The sequence below is a fragment of the Rhizobium sp. AN73 genome (genome assembly GCF_030757975.1).
GTDB classification, from domain to species: Bacteria; Pseudomonadota; Alphaproteobacteria; order Rhizobiales; family Rhizobiaceae; genus Agrobacterium; species Agrobacterium arsenijevicii.
In genome coordinates, this window is the sequence record NZ_JARWME010000002.1 from 896,360 (window position 1) to 911,729 (window position 15,370).

Here is a 15,370-nt window from a genome sequence, read left to right on the forward strand (position 1 = left end):
TCATTCTCCCGCTTCTTCCGTAACGGCAGTTTTCGTAAGGGAAGCCGGCCGCACCGTGGTTGCGGCTGTCGGTGTCGCGGCCGAGCGTTGGGCCATCTGCGAGCGCCTGCGCAGGCTTTCGCGGTAGAAGGTGTAGAGGCCCGAACCGATGACGATCATGGCGCCAATGATCGTGAAGCTGTCGATCTTTTCATTGAAGAAGAACGCGCCGATCATGAAACCCCAGAGCAGGCTGGTGTAGCGGAACGGCGCGACGAAGGAGATTTCGCCGGTTCGCATCGCCAGAATGATCGCCTGATAACCCACCAGCACCAGAACGGCCGAACCGGCCAGATGCGACAGGATCATGAAGTTCATCGGCTGCCAGCCGCCGAAAGGCTGGATCAGCAGGCCACCCACCGCCATGTTGACGGAGGCGGTGACGACGGTGACGGCAAGCGAGGGAACATCCGCATACATCTTGCGGGTCAGAAGATCGCGCGCGGCGGTGACCGCAAGTGAAGCGACGACCAGAAGCGCGCCTGACGTGAAGCCTTCCGGGCCGGGCCTGATGATGACGAGCACACCGATGAAGCCGGTGATGATCGCCGCCCAGCGCCGCCAGCCGACGGGCTCGCGCAGGAAGAGTGCCGCCCCCAGCGTCACGATCAGCGGCAGGGACTGCAATATGGCCGATGCGTTGGAAAATTCGATGAGGCCGAGCGCCGTCAGATAGAGAACGGCGGCTGTCACTTCGCAGAGACAGCGCAGGATGATGATTGGCCGCATGAGGGTTTTCAGCGGCCTCAGCGCGCCGAAATGCCGTGCGGCGATATAGATCAGCACCACCGTCATGATGCCGCGCACGAACATGATCTGGCCGGTATTGATGTAGGGGGTGACGGATTTCGTCAGGGCGTCGTTGGCCGTAAAGCTTGCCATGGCGAGCGCCATCAACAGGGCGCCGCGCGTATTGTCCGTCAATGCCATTCCATACTGTCCCAGACCATGCGCAGCCTAACCCCGATTACCTCCCGGGGCCGCCCGCCGGGCGGGACCGCGCATTCCTCCATGCCAAGAGACCTGACACGGCCAAGCCGGCATTTCAACCGTTTATATGGGTGGGTGGACGAGAAACAGGCTCAGCCACCGGTCACGCTCATATGGCGGGCGACGGCAGGGCGTTTATGGGTCCGGTCGATGATGAAATCGTGCCCTTTCGGCTTGCGCAGAATGGCCTCGTCTATCGCGCCGGAGAGATAGGCGTCGCTGTCGGAGGCACGCAGCGCCGTGCGCAGATCGGCCGCATCGTCCTGACCAAGACACATATACAGCGTGCCGGTGCAGGTGAGGCGGACCCGGTTGCAGCTTTCGCAGAAATTATGGGTCATCGGCGTGATGAAACCGAGCCTGCCGCCGGTTTCCTTGACCGTCACGTAACGGGCGGGGCCGCCGGTCTGGTAATCGCTGTCGATGAGCGTGAAGTTTTGTTCCAGATCGGCGCGCAGCTTGGAAAGCGGCAGGTATCTATCCGTCCGGTCTTCCTCGATCTCGCCCATCGGCATGGTTTCGATCACCGTCAGGTCCATGCCGCGGCCATGGGCGAAACGCATGAGCTCAGGGATTTCCGCCTCGTTAAAATCCTTCAGCGCCACGGCGTTGAGCTTGACCTTGATGCCGGCGGCCTGCGCGGCATCCAGCCCTTCCATGACACGGTCGAGATCGCCCCAGCGGGTGATCTCGCGGAATTTCTGCGGGCCCAGCGTATCGAGCGAGACGTTGATGCGTCGCACGCCGCAATCGGCAAGTTCGGCGGCGAATTTGGCAAGCTGAGAACCGTTGGTGGTCAGCGTCAGCTCGGTGAGCGCGCCGGTTTCAATGTGGCGGCCGAGGTTCCTCACCAGCATCATGATGTTCTTGCGTACCAGCGGCTCGCCGCCGGTCAGCCTCAGCTTGCGCACGCCCCTTTGAATGAAGACGGAACAGAGCCGGTCGAGTTCTTCCAGCGTCAGAAGGTCCTTCTTCGGCAGGAAGGTCATGTGTTCGGACATGCAGTAGGTACAGCGGAAATCGCAGCGGTCTGTCACCGAAACGCGCAGATAGGTAATGGACCGGCCGAAGGGGTCCACCATCGGTGCTTTGTTTTCCGTCAGGGACTGCGCTCTTTCGAGCGATCCGGGGAAACTGTTCACGTCTCCGTCCTCACTGCGCGATGCGCCGGGCAAACATGCCGGGCATGTGCTTTCCTGGTGATGTAGTGGCTTGCCTATCGTGAGGCAAGTCCGTAATTCTGACGCATATGACGAGCTTGCGGAAGTGAAAAATGAGTGATGCCTGGCCGACTGAACTGCTTGTGTCGAAAGACCGGCGGCAACTGACCGTTTCCTTCGATGACGGAAGTGTTTTCCGGCTCGCAGCCGAGATGCTGCGCGTGCTTTCGCCCTCGGCGGAAGTGCAGGGCCACGGGCCGGGCCAGAAGGTCACCGTTCCCGGCAAGCGCAACGTCACGATCCGCTCCATGGTGACGACCGGCAATTATGCCGTGCGCATCGTCTTCGATGACGGCCATGACAGCGGTATCTTCACCTGGAAATATCTGCGGGAACTGGGCGAGACCGGCGACGCACTGTTTGCCGATTATGAACGGCAGCTCGCCGAAAAGGGCTTGAGCAGGGAGCCGCTATCCCGCTAGAAAAACATGGAGGGAGACACCCTCATGAGAATGACGACAAGGGCGTTGAAACCTCTCCGCAGTTATCCTCGGGCTTGACCCGAGGATCCATCGATCTGTGGCTGTGGATCCTCGGGTCAAGCCCGAGGATGACGTGGTATGCGGGGGCGGGTTTTCCGGCAATCTGGCGAGGGAACACCCTCGTCCTAATCAATTTCAACGGGGTGGCGCGTGGCTGTCGAAGCGAACGGAAATGATCTGGCCCAGGTGGTCGTGCTTTTGGCGGCCGGCGTGGTGGCTGCGCCGATCTTCAAGCGCATCGGCCTCGGTTCGGTGCTGGGTTATCTTGCCGCCGGCCTTGTGATCGGGCCGTATGGCTTCGGTTTCTTCTCCGATCCGCAGGCCATCATCCATATCGCTGAACTCGGCGTGGTGATGTTCCTGTTCATCATCGGCCTTGAGATGCAGCCGTCGCGGCTGTGGTCGATGCGACAGGATATTTTCGGGCTCGGTGCGCTTCAGGTGATGGTCTGTATGGCGGGTCTGACGATGGTGGGCGTGAGCATGGGCTTTCCGCTCATTCCGTCCTTCGTTGCCGGCACCGGCTTCGTGCTGACCTCGACGGCGATCGTCATGCAGATGCTGCAGGAACGCAACAGCATGTCCAGCCTGAAGGGCCAGCGCATCATCGCCATCCTGCTGTTCGAGGATCTGGCCATCGTGCCGCTTCTGGCGCTCGTTGCCTTCCTTGGTGCGGGCGGTGAACACGTAACGTCCTCGCAGCGCTGGGTTTCCGTCGGTATCGCGCTTGCTGCCGTCGGCGCGCTCATCCTTGCCGGGCGTTATCTTTTGAACCCGTTCTTCCGCCTGCTGGCGGCTTCCGGCGCACGCGAAGTGATGACGGCGGCGGCACTGCTCGTGGTGCTCGGTTCGGCGCTTCTGATGCAGGTCAGCGGCCTTTCCATGGCCATGGGCGCGTTTCTCGCCGGTGTGCTGCTGTCCGAATCGTCTTTCCGCCATCAGCTCGAAGCGGATATCGAGCCGTTCCGTGGCATTCTGCTCGGCCTGTTCTTCCTTGGCGTCGGCATGGCGATCGACCTTGCCGTCATCGCTTCCAACTGGCAGCTCGTGGTCGTCAGCGTTGCGGGCTACATGCTGCTCAAGGCCTTTCTGATCTACGGAGTGGCGCGGGCGCTCGGCACCACGCGGCGCGAGAGCCTGGAACGGGCGGTGCTGATGGCGCAAGGCGGCGAATTCGCCTTCGTGCTTTATTCGGCCGCCGTCAGCGCCGGCATTCTGGATCGCGAAGCCAATGCAATCCTGACCGCGACGATCATCATCTCCATGGTGCTGACGCCGCTGATGGTCATCCTGCACGACCGGCTGGTGCCGGCGGCGGTTCCCAATACCGATGATCTCGACGTGCCTGAGAATGTCGAAGGCAGCATTCTGCTGATCGGTTTCGGGCGTTTCGGCCAGATCGTCAGCCAGCCGCTTCTGGCGCGGGGTTATACGCTATCCCTCATCGACAAGGACGCGGAGTTCGTGCGCGATGCGGCAGAGTTCGGCTTCAAGGTCTATTATGGCGACGGTTCGCGGGCGGAAATCCTGCATGCCGCCGGTGCCAGCACGGCGCGCGCAGTGCTGATCTGCGTTGATGACAAACAGGCCGCCGTGCGGATCGCGGAGATCGTCAAGCATGAGTTCCCGCTGGTTCCGGTTCTCGCCCGTGCTTTCGATCGCGGCCATGCCATCGATCTTCTCAAGGCAGGCGTGGATTACCAGATTCGCGAGACGCTGGAATCGGCCCTCAATTTCAGCGAGGAAGTGCTAAGCGCCATGGGCGAGGAGCGGGAAGACGCCGCCCGGCTGGTGGAGGAATTCCGCGACCGCGACGAGGAACGTTTTGCCATGGAAGTCGTCGGCGGCATCTATGCGGGCCGTTCGCTCATCCGCGGCAATGCCCAGCCGGCCGACCTCGTTGCCGCGCGAACCGCGCGCGAGCGGGCCGAGCGGGAAAAGGCGGAAGCGGTGGAGGAATAGGGCGCGCTATTTTTCGGCGCGGCCACGGTGAGTTCAAGGGATAGGAGCTGACATGACGATCATTCGCACGGTTGAGGAATTGAAGGCCATCTATGACGGCACCAGCGAAGCGTCTATGGCCAAGGTGACGGCCACGCTGACGGCTGAATACAGGCTGATGATCGAGGCTTCGCCGTTTCTGGCACTGGCGACGGTCGGGCCGGAGGGCATGGATTGTTCACCACGCGGCGACAAGGGCGGCGTGGTGCGGGTGGCCGACGACAAAACCCTGTTGCTGCCCGACTGGCGCGGCAACAACCGCGTCGATTCTGCTTCTGAACATCGTGCGCGACCCGCGTGTGGCGCTGATGTTCCTGATCCCTGGCTCGAATACGACGATGCGCGTCAATGGCCGCGCAGTTGTTTCGGTTGCCGCCGATCTGCTGCAGAGCTTCGAAATGGACGGCAAACATCCGCGCACCGTCATCGTGGTCGAGATTGACGAGGTCTATTTCCAGTGCGCCAGGGCGCTGATGCGCTCGGAACTGTGGAACCCCGACAATTTCGTCGAACCCGCGTCGCTGCCTACACCCGGTAGCCTGCTGAAAGCCGCAAAGGCGGAGTTCGATCAGGAAACCTATGATCGGGAATGGGCGGGACGGGCGGCGAAGACGATGTGGTGAGGGGCGGCGGCTAGGTGGTCATAAGACTGTCGAAAAACATTGCAGCCCTTTGTGTTTGGCGAAAGCGCAGCATCCGCACACCGTCACCCCGGACTTGATCCGGGGTCCAGTGCGATCAAGTCCTTGATCGCTTAAGGCACTTCTTACGGCGCAAACGCGCCGTGGCTGGATGCCGGATCAAGTCCGGCATGACGGCGAAGAAATTCTTGGACTTTCCGTCCTTCTCACGTCCGATAAATCAGCCAGTTCTTACCGATATAGTTCTTCTGCATGCCGTCCTCGTAAAAGACGGAGCGGTTCCGGCCGGTTTCCTTGGCGTGGTAGAGCGCCATATCGGCATGGCCGTAAAGTTCGCCCGGATTGTTCGCCTGCGAGGCCGAGGCGAAGCCGATCGAGATCGTCACCGTGCCGTAATCGGCACCCGATCGTGAATTGCGGAACGGCGTGCTTTCCAGCGACAGGCGGATGCGCTCGCAGGTCACCATCACCTCTTCCGGCGTGTTACCATCAAGAATGATGGCGAATTCCTCGCCGCCGCTTCTGGCGACGAAGCCGTCCTTGCGGACATTGGCGCGGATGACGGAGGCGACGGTGGCGAGTATCTTGTCGCCAACCGGATGCCCAAACGTATCGTTGATGCGCTTGAAATGGTCGATATCGAGCAGCACGAGCGTCGTATATTGCAGGCCGATGGAGCTGTTATAGACGGAAGCCAGCCTGTCGTCGAAAGCGCGCCGGTTGGAAAGACGGGTCAGCGAATCGGTATTGGCGATGCGCTTGTATTCGTCCAGCTCCAGACGCACCTGATGCATTTCTTCGGCATGGCGGTTGACGTCGTTGAACGCCCTTTCGCCATCGATGATCTTCGAGCCGGTGGCCTCGGCCAGCAACGCGACCGCATTTCTCAGTATATTGGTGCTCGAGGCGGTCTTATCGTCGATGCGCTGGCGCGTTTCACCGAGAATCCTGTTGTAGTTCTCGATGGAAGACTGTTCGCGCCTCAGCGTTCCGAGCAGCGCTTCCAGTTCACGGCGCAGCTTCTCGTGCGCGTCGTCGATTGATGCGGTGGGGCTACCTTCGCCGTGGCGCACGGACAGTTCGTCCAGATCCTCCTGCGTGACCCGGTTTCCCAGCGCCGCGAGATCCTTCGTCAATGCCGGGTTCGAGCCGATATAGGCCTCATAGAACAGGCTGTAATTGCGCGGGATCGGCGACACACCCATGCTCCGCATGGCGTAGGCAATCTGCCCGGCAATGTCGGGTCCCGTGGTTTTGGGCGTGGATGCCGTGTTCATCAAGAAACTCCAGTGAGTCTGCTTATCGACTATGATTATTATTATGTGGCCCGTTTTGGAAAGCTTAATTTATAGGAAACTAATTTTTGTTCCCGGAAATCTCATTTTCTGTGATTTTTATCTTATTTAGTTGATAATTATAAGTAATTCTCATTTTTGAAGAGTTCCGGATTTTTTTGATCTCTACTGTTCGTCTTGGTGCCAGTATCACATTTATTCTGTCAATCCCGATAAAGAGATTCGGGTGATTTATTTTGGCACAACAACGTATGGTGATAGTTGGGGAATTGGCAGGGAGGGGCGTTTTCCATTTGCAAAGACATCGCCTATTGGCGACGAAATTCTTCGCGCAAGCCAAGATACAGTAACGTTACAGTTTTTATTACGCCGGCTCAACGCAGTGGAATGCGGTCTGTCTCAATTTTGCGACTACCTGAGGTGGATATGTTGCAAGTATTTGAAACGATACGTTGTTTTATGGCCGTTGCGGCGTTTCTCGCGTCAGGCTCTGAGCCGTATCACCGGGCATTCCGTCCCGGCCTCCATTGCCGGCGCATGCGGCGGCCGCACGATCAGACAGTCGGAATGGGCCAGTATATTCATCATGGATGAATCCTGTTTGGCATAGGCCTCCGCCACCAGAGCGCCGTTTTCGTCGGTGCGGAAACGGGCGCGAAGATAATCCTGCCGGTGGTCGTTTGCCTTCAGCGGCGTGGCGGTCCGGGCGGTGGCAGCGCGGTGCAGCGGGGTGCGGCGTGCGATTCTATGGATCAGCGGCTCGAGGAACAGCAGGCCGCAGACGAGGCTTGCGACCGGGTTTCCCGGCAGACCCAGAACCTGCATGGTATCGATGGCACCGACCATCAGCGGTTTTCCCGGGCGCATGGCGATTCGCCAGAAATCTAGCTGCATGCCTTCGGCCTTCAATGCCGCCTGCACGAGATCGTGGTCGCCGACCGACGCGCCGCCAAGCGTCACCAGCACATCCGCCTTTGCTGCGACGGCCTTGCCGATGGCAGCGCGGATCAAGACGTCATTGTCTGGAATGATGCCGAGATCGAGAATGTCGGCGCCGGCCTCACGCGCAAGGGCGGCGATACCGAAGGTATTCGACGCGATGATCTGGGCGGGCAGGGGCGTGCTTCCCGGCGGCAGCAATTCATCGCCTGTCGCGAGAATGGCAATGAGCGGCCTGCGGTAAACGGTGAGCGTGGCGTGGTTCATCGCTGCGGCGACGGTGAGGTCGGTAAAGCCGAGTTCGCGCCCGGACTTCAGAACCATTTCACCCTCGGCAAAATCCTGCCCGCGCGGACGAATGTGTCGCCCTGCGGTGACTTCGAAGGCGGTGCGGATTTTTCCGGCCTCCAGCACTTCAGCATCTTCCTGAATGAGAACGGTATCCGCGCCTGCCGGCACCGGCGCGCCGGTGAAGATGCGCACGGCCTCGCCTTGCCCCACCGTGCCGGGGAATGCATGGCCTGCGGCAGCCTGGCCGATGACTGTGAGGACCGAACCGATTTCCGGCGCATCGGTGCTGCGCAGCGCATAGCCGTCCATGGCCGAGGCATCGAAGGGCGGCTGGGTCAGACGCGCTGCGAGATCAGCCGCCAGAACGCGGCCGTCGCAGGCGGCAAGCGGCAGGGCCTCACTGTCGGCCACCGGAACCGCCGCCTCCAGAAGGCGCGTTATGGCCTCATCCACGGGCAGCAGCGGCTTCATTCACGTCTCCTGTCGCCGGAAATCGCCGGATTTGCCGCCGCTCTTTTCGAGGAGGCGGATGTTGACGATTTCCATCGCCTTGTCGGCGGCCTTGGCCATGTCGTAGATCGTCAGGCAGGCGATGGACACGGCTGTCAAAGCCTCCATCTCCACGCCGGTCTTGCCTGACAGTTTCACCATGGCCTCGACGCGTAGGCCGGGCAGGGAGGGGTCTTCGGTAATGTCCACCGAAACCTTGGTCAGCATCAGCGGGTGGCAGAGCGGAATGAGGCTGGCGGTCTGCTTGGCCGCCATGATGCCCGCCAGCCGTGCCGTGCCGATGACGTCGCCCTTCTTGGCGTTGCCATCACGGATGAGCGCCAGGGTTTCCGGTTTCATCTTCACGAAACCTTCGGCAACGGCGACACGGACGGTCTCGACCTTGTCGCCGACATCGACCATATGTGCCTCACCGGCAGCGTCTATGTGGGTGAGCTTCGCTTCATCGCTCATCGGGCGCTTATTCCGCAGCCAGAACGCCGGTCTTGCCGGTCAGCAGGGCCTTGGTGGCCGCCGTCACGTCGTCCTTGCGCATCAGGCTTTCACCGACGAGGAAGGTGCCGATGCCGCTCTTTTCGAGGCGCTGGCAATCCTCATAGGTGAAGATGCCGCTTTCGCCGACCAGCAGCCTGTCGGCCGGCACGAGGCCTGCCAGCTTCTCGCTGGTTTCGAGGCTGACTTCGAAGGTGCGCAGGTTACGATTGTTGATGCCGAGAAGCGGCGAGGCGAGCTTCAGCGCCCGTTCGGTTTCCTCGGCGTCATGCACCTCGACCAGTACGTCCATGCCGAGTGCGAAAGCCTCGTCCTCAAGGCGCTTCGCCTCGTCGTCGGAAAGGGATGCCATGATGAGGAGGATGCAGTCCGCGCCCCAGGCGCGGGCTTCATGCACCTGGTAGGTGTCGAACATGAAATCCTTGCGCAGCGCCGGTAACGCACAGGCATTGCGGGCAGCGGTCAGGAATTCCGGCGCACCCTGAAAGCTCGGCGTGTCCGTCAGCACCGAAAGGCATGCGGCACCGCCGGCTTCATAAGCGGCGGCCAGTGCCGGCGGATCGAAATCCGGGCGGATCAGACCCTTGGAGGGGCTGGCTTTCTTGATTTCGGCGATCAGCCCGAACTTGCCTTCGGCCTGTTTCGTCCGCAGCGCTTTATAAAAACCGCGTGGGGCAGTCTGGCCGGCGGCCATCGCCTTGAGATCGGCAAGCGAAACCCTGGCCTTGGCGGCGGCGATTTCCTCACGCTTGTAGATCTCGATCTTTTTCAGAATGTCGCTCATGGTTTCGCTCTCATTCCTTTTAATGGTCGGCCCGTTCGGCGTCTGCTTCGTTGGAAACGGCGACCAGACGGTCAAGCGCTGCTGCGGCGCTGCCGCTGTCGAGCGCTTCGCTGACGATCGTCATCGCTTCGCCAATCGTTTCGGTCTTGCCGGCAATGACAAGCGCTGCTGCCGCATTGCACAGCGATACGTCGCGATAGGCGTTGCGTTTGCCGGACAGAACCTCGCGAAGTGCTGCCGCATTGGCAATGCCGTCGCCGCCCTTCAGGTCGTTCATCTGGGCCGGTTCAACGCCGAAATCCTTCGGCGTCAGGTCGAAGGTACGGATCTTGCCATCTTCCAGCGCCGCCACATGGGTCACGCCCGTGGTCGTTACCTCATCCATGCCGTCGCCATGCACGACCCAGATGCTCTCCGAGCCGAGATCGCGCAGCACTTCGGCAAGCGGCACCAGCCAGCGCGGCGAGAATACACCGAGCAACTGCCGTTTTGCGCCCGCCGGGTTGGACAGCGGGCCGAGCAGGTTGAAGATCGTCCGTGTGCCGAGTTCGACGCGGCTCGGGCCGACATGGCGCATGGCCGAATGGTGCAGCTGCGCGAACATGAAGCCGAGACCCGCCTCTGCGATGCAGCGGGCGATGAGATCAGGACCGATATCCAGCTTCACGCCAAGTGCGGACAGCGCATCGGCCGTGCCGGATTTGGAACTCAGCGCCCGGTTGCCATGCTTGGCAACCGGCAAGCCCGTGCCGGCAACGATGATCGAGGCCAGCGTCGAGATATTATAGGTGCCGATGCCATCACCGCCGGTTCCGACGATGTCGATGGCATTGGCGGGAGCCGAAACGGGCAGCATGCGTGCGCGCATGGAGGAGACGGCGCCGACGATCTCGTCCACCGTCTCGCCGCGCACGCGCAGTGCCATCAGGAAACCGCCGATCTGCGACGGGGTGGCTTCGCCCGACATCAGAATGTCGAAAGCCGCCCGCGATTCCTCGCGGTTCAGGCTTTCCCCGTTTGCGACCTTGGCGATCAGCGGCTTCAGTTCGGCCATTGTTTCCGCCCCCCGGATTAGAAGCCGACCATCGCCTGATCGGCGAGGGCCTGATTGATCGTCACACCGTAGTCGTTCTGCAGGCGGTTGACCATCTGGTCGAGCATGTCGTCGCCGGCCGCGCGGGCAATGGCGGCGAACTGCTGATCGTCATTGGCAAGCGCATCGGCAGGCGCGTTGGTGTCGACTGCCGTGACCTTGAAGAGGATGCGGCTGGAACCGTCGGCGTCTGCCGCAGTGCCCGTCATGCCTTCAGCACCGGAGAACACCGCCGTGATCGTCTGACGGCCGAAGATCGCATCTTCGCTGGTACGGCGAAGACCGGATTTCTGCTCGACGGCGAGGCCGAGTTCGCCGGCAACGGCTTCCAGCGTTTCGCCCTTTTCGACGCGTGCCTTAAGCTCGTCGGCCTTGGTGGCAAGCGCGGTACGCTGCTGTTCCGCCGTCCAGTCGGCCACGACATCGTCGCGTACTTCGGCAAGCGTGCGGTCGCGGGCGGCAATGATCTGGTCGACATCGAACCAGATGTAACCTTCGCGGCCGAGATTGATCGGCAGCGCTTCCGTGCCGGGTTCGGTCTTGAATACTTCCTGTGCAAGCTGCGGTGAGGGCAGGCCCTGAACGGCGTCGCCCTTTTCATCGAGGCCAGCGGTATCGATGGCGTCGATGGTGACGGGCTTGAGGTTCAGCTGCTTTGCCGCATCGGCGAGCGAGGAACCACCGGCGCGCAGGTCTTCATAGCGATCGTGCACATTGGTTACTTCTTCGGCGGCAGCGGCGGTTGCGAGGTCCTTGCGGATGTCTTCTTTCGCCTCGTCCAGCGTGCGGGTCGTTTCCGGCTTGATGCCGGTGATGCGCAGGATGACCGGGCCGAAGGAGCCGGCGACGACCGGAGACACGCCGCCATCCTTCTGGACGGCGAAAGCCGCATCGGCAATCGAATGGTCGGGGATCGTGTCCTTGGTGAATTCACCAAGCGTCACGTCGGAGGCGGTCTTGCCCTGATCCTTCACCACCTGATCGTAGGTGGTGTTGCCGAGGCGGATCTGCTCGGCGGCGGCTTCGGCCATTTCCTTGTCCGGGAAGGTCAGCTGCTCCACGGTGCGGCGACCGGCAGTGCGGAAGCTGTCCTTGTGGCTGTTGTAATAATCGGCGATCTGCGCATCCGTCACCGAAGCCTGATCGGCAATGTCTGATGGTTCCAGCTTCACATAGGTGAACTTGCGGAATTCAGGCGCGCGATATTTCGCCTTGTTGGTTTCAAACCAGGGGGCAAGCACGTCGTCGCCCGGCGCCATGATCGGCGGGATGACGGCGTTGGACAGGATGACGTAATCGACCGAGCGCTGCTCGTTGCGATATTGCTTGAGCGCATCCACCAGCACCTGCGGCGCCTTGAAACCATCGGAAACGGCTTCGACGATCTGGCTTCTGACCGCAACCTTGCTGCGTTCCTTGATGTAGTCGTCTTCGCGCAGACCGGAATTGCGCAGCCGTTCGCTGAACAGGTTACGGTCGAACTGGCCGTTGACCGATTTGAAGGCCGGGTCTTCGGCGATGAGATTGGCGAGGCGGTCTTCCGAAAGGCCGAGATTCATCTTCGAGGCCAGTTCGTCAAGCGAGGCACCCGCCGCAAGCTGGCTGAACACCTGCCGGTCGATGCCGAATGCCTTGGCCTGTTCGGTCGTCAGTCTCGTGCCGAACTGGCGGCTGAGATCGGAAACCTGACGCTGATAAGCGAGACGGAATTCCTGAGGGCTGACCGTCTGGTCGCCCACGGTCATGACCGCGTGCGAATTGGCGGTGACGAGTGATGCGGAGACGCCCCAGACGCCAAACGAAACAACAAGCAGGAGAAGCAGCAGTTTGGCTGCCATGGTTCGAGAAGCATTTCTCAGGGAATCGAGCATCGTTATGCAAACCTCACAGGAACGTCATTGCGGTCGCCAGCCGTCCGGCCCGCAACGTATCGGCGTTCCTTAAATCAATCCAAAGGGAAATTGAAGGGAATTTGCCTTGGAAAAACGGGGTTTTGAAAACGCTTGTGTGATTGGGCGCAAGTTTTTGCGCCGTCATCTTCGCCGCGCCGGCCCGTAAGGCGGCAAAATAAAACCGCCCGGAGCGCCCAGGCGGTTGCGGAGAATCATCTTCTGAAAAGCGGTTAGCCGGTCAATCGCGGTTAAACGGCGCGGTCAGAAGGCGCGGTTGCGCCTGACCGTGTCCTTGAACTCCTCGTCTTCCCGTCGCATCTCGGCAACGGCGGAGATCATCGATGTTACGAACATAATGCTGATCAGGGCGAGAAGCAGAGTCAGAAATGTGAACATGATATCGTCTCCGTGAGTGGCGAGGAAATCCTAGTCCTCTATCAGTAATAGGTCATGGACTGGTAGCGGGCAGTCATCTGCGGATAGTCCGGTCCCTGTGCGGCAGGCTTTTGCTCATAAAGGCTAAACGTTGTTGCTACCATTGCGATGACCAGTACTGTCCAGGCGGTGCTGATGACGCTGATTTTCGCCGAAGTAGACTGTTTTTCTCTTACAAACATCTGTCTGTTCCTTTGGTTTGATATTAACGCGCCACGTCTGATCATGTTCCGCGTCAACCTTAAAAATCGATTAGCATCGCGCCTGTGAAACTTCCTTGAATGGCTTGTTCATCTGGCGTTCAGGAAACCGGCGACTGGCCTCATTCGAGGAAAAGATACTCGGCTGCGAATGATGCGATGACCGAAAAGACGATCATAAAGGCCAGCATTTTCATTTCTCCGGAGGCTTAACGGGTGAGGGGCGTTTCGGTTTCCCGATGGTGTGTATTTATATAAATGAGCCCTGAAACCGCACTGAACGGCGCATTCATCCGTGGTTCAGACCGCGCCGGGTGGGGACTCAGGTTGCAAAAGTCTTGCGCCGCGCCCATCTCCATGACAAAAGGCGGCACATAACGCCCACCACCTGAGAGCGATATGACGATTGCCTTTTATCCAGGATCCTTCGATCCGATGACCAACGGACATCTGGATGTGCTTATCCAGGCGCTGAACGTGGCGTCGAAAGTCATCGTCGCCGTTGGCATCCATCCCGGAAAAGCACCGCTGTTCAGCTTCGAGGAGCGGTCGGCGCTGATAAAACGGGCGCTTTCCGAAAGCCTGCCGGGCGAGGTGGCGCGCATGGAGGTTGTTTCCTTCGACAATCTGGTCGTGGATGCCGCCCGCCAGCATGGTGCGCGTCTTCTGCTGCGTGGCCTGCGCGACGGCACCGATCTCGACTATGAAATGCAGATGGCCGGCATGAACCGCCAGATGGCGCCTGATATACAGACCGTGTTCCTGCCGGCGGGCACATCGTCGCGACCCATTACAGCCACATTGGTCCGGCAGATCGCCGCCATGGGCGGCAATGTGGATGCCTTCGTTCCCAAAGCCGTGCTTGAAGCCCTCAACGCCAAGCTGAAGCGCTGACTTCAGCCCTACATTCTGGAGCCAATCCGATGAAACTCGTTCGATTTGCCTTTGCTGGCGCCCTGTTTGCGGGCGCGCTTGCCGCCAGCACCTTCGCGTCGGCCGCCGAATTCCTGACTGTCCAGCTGAAGGACGGCCCTGTTGTCATCGAGCTGATGCCTGATGTTGCGCCGAAGCACGTTGCGCAGATCGAGGCGCTGGCGAAAAAGGGCGCTTATGACAATGTCGCCTTCCACCGCGTCATCGACGGTTTCATGGCGCAGACCGGCGACGTGCAATACGGCAACATGGAGAAGGGCTTCAACGCCCAGCGCGCCGGCACTGGCGGTTCGGACTTGCCGGATATTCCGGCCGAATTCTCCAAGACGCCGTTCACGCGCGGCGCGGTCGGCATGGCCCGCTCGAGCGATCCGAATTCCGCCAATTCGCAGTTCTTCATCATGTTTGCCGACGGTCCGTTCCTGAACGGTCAGTACACCGTGGTCGGTAAGGTCGTGTCCGGCATGGAAGCCGTGGACAAGATCAAGCGCGGCGCCGGCGGCAACGGCGAAGTTTCCAACCCCGACCGGATGATCAAGGTCACCGTCGGCAAAAAGTAAGGTAGGGCAATAGAGCCCGAACAGAGGAGAATAACCATGGCCGAGATCAAGGATCCGGAAAACACCATCATCATGGAAACGACGACCGGTAAGGTCGTGATCCAGCTGCTGCCGGAAGTTGCCCCTAGCCACGTTGCCCGCATCAAGGAACTCGTTTCGGAAGGCGCTTATGACGGCGTCGTTTTCCACCGCGTCATCGAAGACTTCATGGCCCAGACGGGCGACGTGAAGTTCGGCAAGAAGGGTTCGGAAAGCTTCAATCCGGCCCGCGCCGGCATGGGCGGCTCGGACAAGCCGGACCTCAAGGCCGAATTCTCCGCCATTTCGCACGTTCGCGGAACCTGCTCCATGGCCCGTTCGCAGAGCCCGAACTCCGCCAACTCGCAGTTCTTCATCTGCTTCACCGATCTCGCCCTGGCTGAACAAGCAGTACACCGTTTGGGGCCAGGTCATCGAAGGCATGGAAGCCATCGACAAGGTCAAGCGCGGCGAGCCTGTGAAGGATCCCGATCTGATCGTTTCCATCAAGCTTGCTTCTGCGGCCTGAGGGGACAATGCATCAGACCGCTCCGC

At 60.4% G+C, this 15,370-nt stretch carries 14 protein-coding genes and 2 pseudogenes; 6 read left to right on the top strand and 10 right to left on the bottom strand.

Features of this window, described 5'->3' with window-relative positions:
- Both RBH10_RS14380 and moaA read right to left on the bottom strand, forming a co-directional pair.
- Positions 1 to 969 carry a DMT family transporter gene (locus RBH10_RS14380; RefSeq protein WP_281036755.1) on the bottom strand — a complete coding sequence of 323 codons (969 nt, stop codon included), beginning with the start codon at positions 967 to 969 and terminating at the stop codon, positions 1 to 3.
- Positions 970 to 1,121: 152 nt separating this feature from the next.
- Positions 1,122 to 2,171, bottom strand: coding sequence for a GTP 3',8-cyclase MoaA (moaA, locus tag RBH10_RS14385; protein WP_281036754.1), 1,050 nt, complete (start codon positions 2,169 to 2,171; stop codon positions 1,122 to 1,124).
- A gap of 131 nt (positions 2,172 to 2,302) precedes the next feature.
- On the opposite strand from moaA, the gene RBH10_RS14390 reads away from it, so the two are divergent.
- The 3 genes and pseudogenes from RBH10_RS14390 (at position 2,303) to RBH10_RS14400 (ending at position 5,355) form a co-directional block, all read left to right on the top strand.
- Entirely contained in the window at positions 2,303 to 2,671 is a 369-nt protein-coding gene (locus tag RBH10_RS14390; RefSeq protein ID WP_281036753.1) for a DUF971 domain-containing protein, read from the top strand.
- A 210-nt stretch (positions 2,672 to 2,881) separates the two neighbouring features.
- On the top strand, positions 2,882 to 4,693 hold the full coding sequence (locus tag RBH10_RS14395) for a monovalent cation:proton antiporter-2 (CPA2) family protein (RefSeq protein WP_045023919.1): 1,812 nt from the start codon (positions 2,882 to 2,884) through the stop codon (positions 4,691 to 4,693).
- 52 nt (positions 4,694 to 4,745) lie between these two features.
- Positions 4,746 to 5,355: pseudogene (locus RBH10_RS14400) on the top strand (pyridoxamine 5'-phosphate oxidase family protein).
- 224 nt (positions 5,356 to 5,579) lie between these two features.
- Here the strand turns inward: RBH10_RS14400 and RBH10_RS14405 are convergent.
- The 8 genes from RBH10_RS14405 to RBH10_RS14440 form a co-directional block, all read right to left on the bottom strand.
- Positions 5,580 to 6,650: a GGDEF domain-containing protein gene (locus RBH10_RS14405; protein WP_045023921.1), complete on the bottom strand. Its 1,071-nt coding sequence runs from the start codon at positions 6,648 to 6,650 to the stop codon at positions 5,580 to 5,582.
- Between the two features lie 501 nt (positions 6,651 to 7,151).
- A complete protein-coding gene (gene glp / locus RBH10_RS14410; protein ID WP_281036751.1) occupies positions 7,152 to 8,369 on the bottom strand; it encodes a gephyrin-like molybdotransferase Glp in 1,218 nt (405 codons plus the stop codon).
- The gene (gene moaC, locus RBH10_RS14415; RefSeq protein WP_281036750.1) at positions 8,370 to 8,861 is read right to left on the bottom strand and encodes a cyclic pyranopterin monophosphate synthase MoaC; all 492 of its coding nucleotides are present in this window, start codon (positions 8,859 to 8,861) and stop codon (positions 8,370 to 8,372) included.
- 7 nt (positions 8,862 to 8,868) lie between these two features.
- Positions 8,869 to 9,684 carry an indole-3-glycerol phosphate synthase TrpC gene (gene trpC / locus RBH10_RS14420; RefSeq protein WP_045023924.1) on the bottom strand — a complete coding sequence of 272 codons (816 nt, stop codon included), beginning with the start codon at positions 9,682 to 9,684 and terminating at the stop codon, positions 8,869 to 8,871.
- 19 nt (positions 9,685 to 9,703) lie between these two features.
- Complete coding sequence (trpD, locus tag RBH10_RS14425; protein ID WP_281036749.1) at positions 9,704 to 10,738, bottom strand: anthranilate phosphoribosyltransferase; 1,035 nt, start codon at positions 10,736 to 10,738, stop codon at positions 9,704 to 9,706.
- A 17-nt stretch (positions 10,739 to 10,755) separates the two neighbouring features.
- Positions 10,756 to 12,648 carry a peptidylprolyl isomerase gene (locus RBH10_RS14430; RefSeq protein ID WP_281036748.1) on the bottom strand — a complete coding sequence of 631 codons (1,893 nt, stop codon included), beginning with the start codon at positions 12,646 to 12,648 and terminating at the stop codon, positions 10,756 to 10,758.
- A 282-nt stretch (positions 12,649 to 12,930) separates the two neighbouring features.
- Complete coding sequence (locus RBH10_RS14435) at positions 12,931 to 13,065, bottom strand: hypothetical protein (RefSeq protein ID WP_281036747.1); 135 nt, start codon at positions 13,063 to 13,065, stop codon at positions 12,931 to 12,933.
- A gap of 41 nt (positions 13,066 to 13,106) precedes the next feature.
- Positions 13,107 to 13,286 (bottom strand): hypothetical protein, encoded by a 180-nt coding sequence (locus RBH10_RS14440; protein ID WP_045024739.1) that lies wholly within the window; start codon positions 13,284 to 13,286, stop codon positions 13,107 to 13,109.
- Positions 13,287 to 13,703: 417 nt separating this feature from the next.
- Between RBH10_RS14440 and coaD the strand changes: the two genes are divergently transcribed.
- The 3 genes and pseudogenes from coaD to RBH10_RS14455 all read left to right on the top strand — a co-directional run bounded on the left by coaD (position 13,704) and on the right by RBH10_RS14455 (position 15,344).
- Entirely contained in the window at positions 13,704 to 14,198 is a 495-nt protein-coding gene (gene coaD / locus RBH10_RS14445) for a pantetheine-phosphate adenylyltransferase (protein ID WP_281036746.1), read from the top strand.
- A gap of 29 nt (positions 14,199 to 14,227) precedes the next feature.
- On the top strand, positions 14,228 to 14,797 hold the full coding sequence (locus tag RBH10_RS14450) for a peptidylprolyl isomerase (RefSeq protein ID WP_281036745.1): 570 nt from the start codon (positions 14,228 to 14,230) through the stop codon (positions 14,795 to 14,797).
- Between the two features lie 36 nt (positions 14,798 to 14,833).
- Positions 14,834 to 15,344: pseudogene (locus RBH10_RS14455) on the top strand (peptidylprolyl isomerase).
- The last annotated feature ends 26 nt before the right edge of the window (positions 15,345 to 15,370 follow it).

Excerpts from the sequence above, each read along its gene's own strand:
- trpC (WP_045023924.1), bottom strand. The coding sequence starts at position 9,684 with ATGAGCGACATTCTGAAAAAGATCGAGATCTACAAGCGTGAGGAAATC.
- RBH10_RS14450 (WP_281036745.1), top strand. The coding sequence starts at position 14,228 with ATGAAACTCGTTCGATTTGCCTTTGCTGGCGCCCTGTTTGCGGGCGCG.
- RBH10_RS14405 (WP_045023921.1), bottom strand. The coding sequence starts at position 6,650 with ATGAACACGGCATCCACGCCCAAAACCACGGGACCCGACATTGCCGGG.
- RBH10_RS14380 (WP_281036755.1), bottom strand. The coding sequence starts at position 969 with ATGGCATTGACGGACAATACGCGCGGCGCCCTGTTGATGGCGCTCGCC.
- RBH10_RS14440 (WP_045024739.1), bottom strand. The coding sequence starts at position 13,286 with ATGTTTGTAAGAGAAAAACAGTCTACTTCGGCGAAAATCAGCGTCATC.
- RBH10_RS14435 (WP_281036747.1), bottom strand. The coding sequence starts at position 13,065 with ATGTTCACATTTCTGACTCTGCTTCTCGCCCTGATCAGCATTATGTTC.
- RBH10_RS14390 (WP_281036753.1), top strand. The coding sequence starts at position 2,303 with ATGAGTGATGCCTGGCCGACTGAACTGCTTGTGTCGAAAGACCGGCGG.
- coaD (WP_281036746.1), top strand. The coding sequence starts at position 13,704 with ATGACGATTGCCTTTTATCCAGGATCCTTCGATCCGATGACCAACGGA.
- glp (WP_281036751.1), bottom strand. The coding sequence starts at position 8,369 with ATGAAGCCGCTGCTGCCCGTGGATGAGGCCATAACGCGCCTTCTGGAG.
- RBH10_RS14430 (WP_281036748.1), bottom strand. The coding sequence starts at position 12,648 with ATGCTCGATTCCCTGAGAAATGCTTCTCGAACCATGGCAGCCAAACTG.
- moaC (WP_281036750.1), bottom strand. The coding sequence starts at position 8,861 with ATGAGCGATGAAGCGAAGCTCACCCACATAGACGCTGCCGGTGAGGCA.
- trpD (WP_281036749.1), bottom strand. The coding sequence starts at position 10,738 with ATGGCCGAACTGAAGCCGCTGATCGCCAAGGTCGCAAACGGGGAAAGC.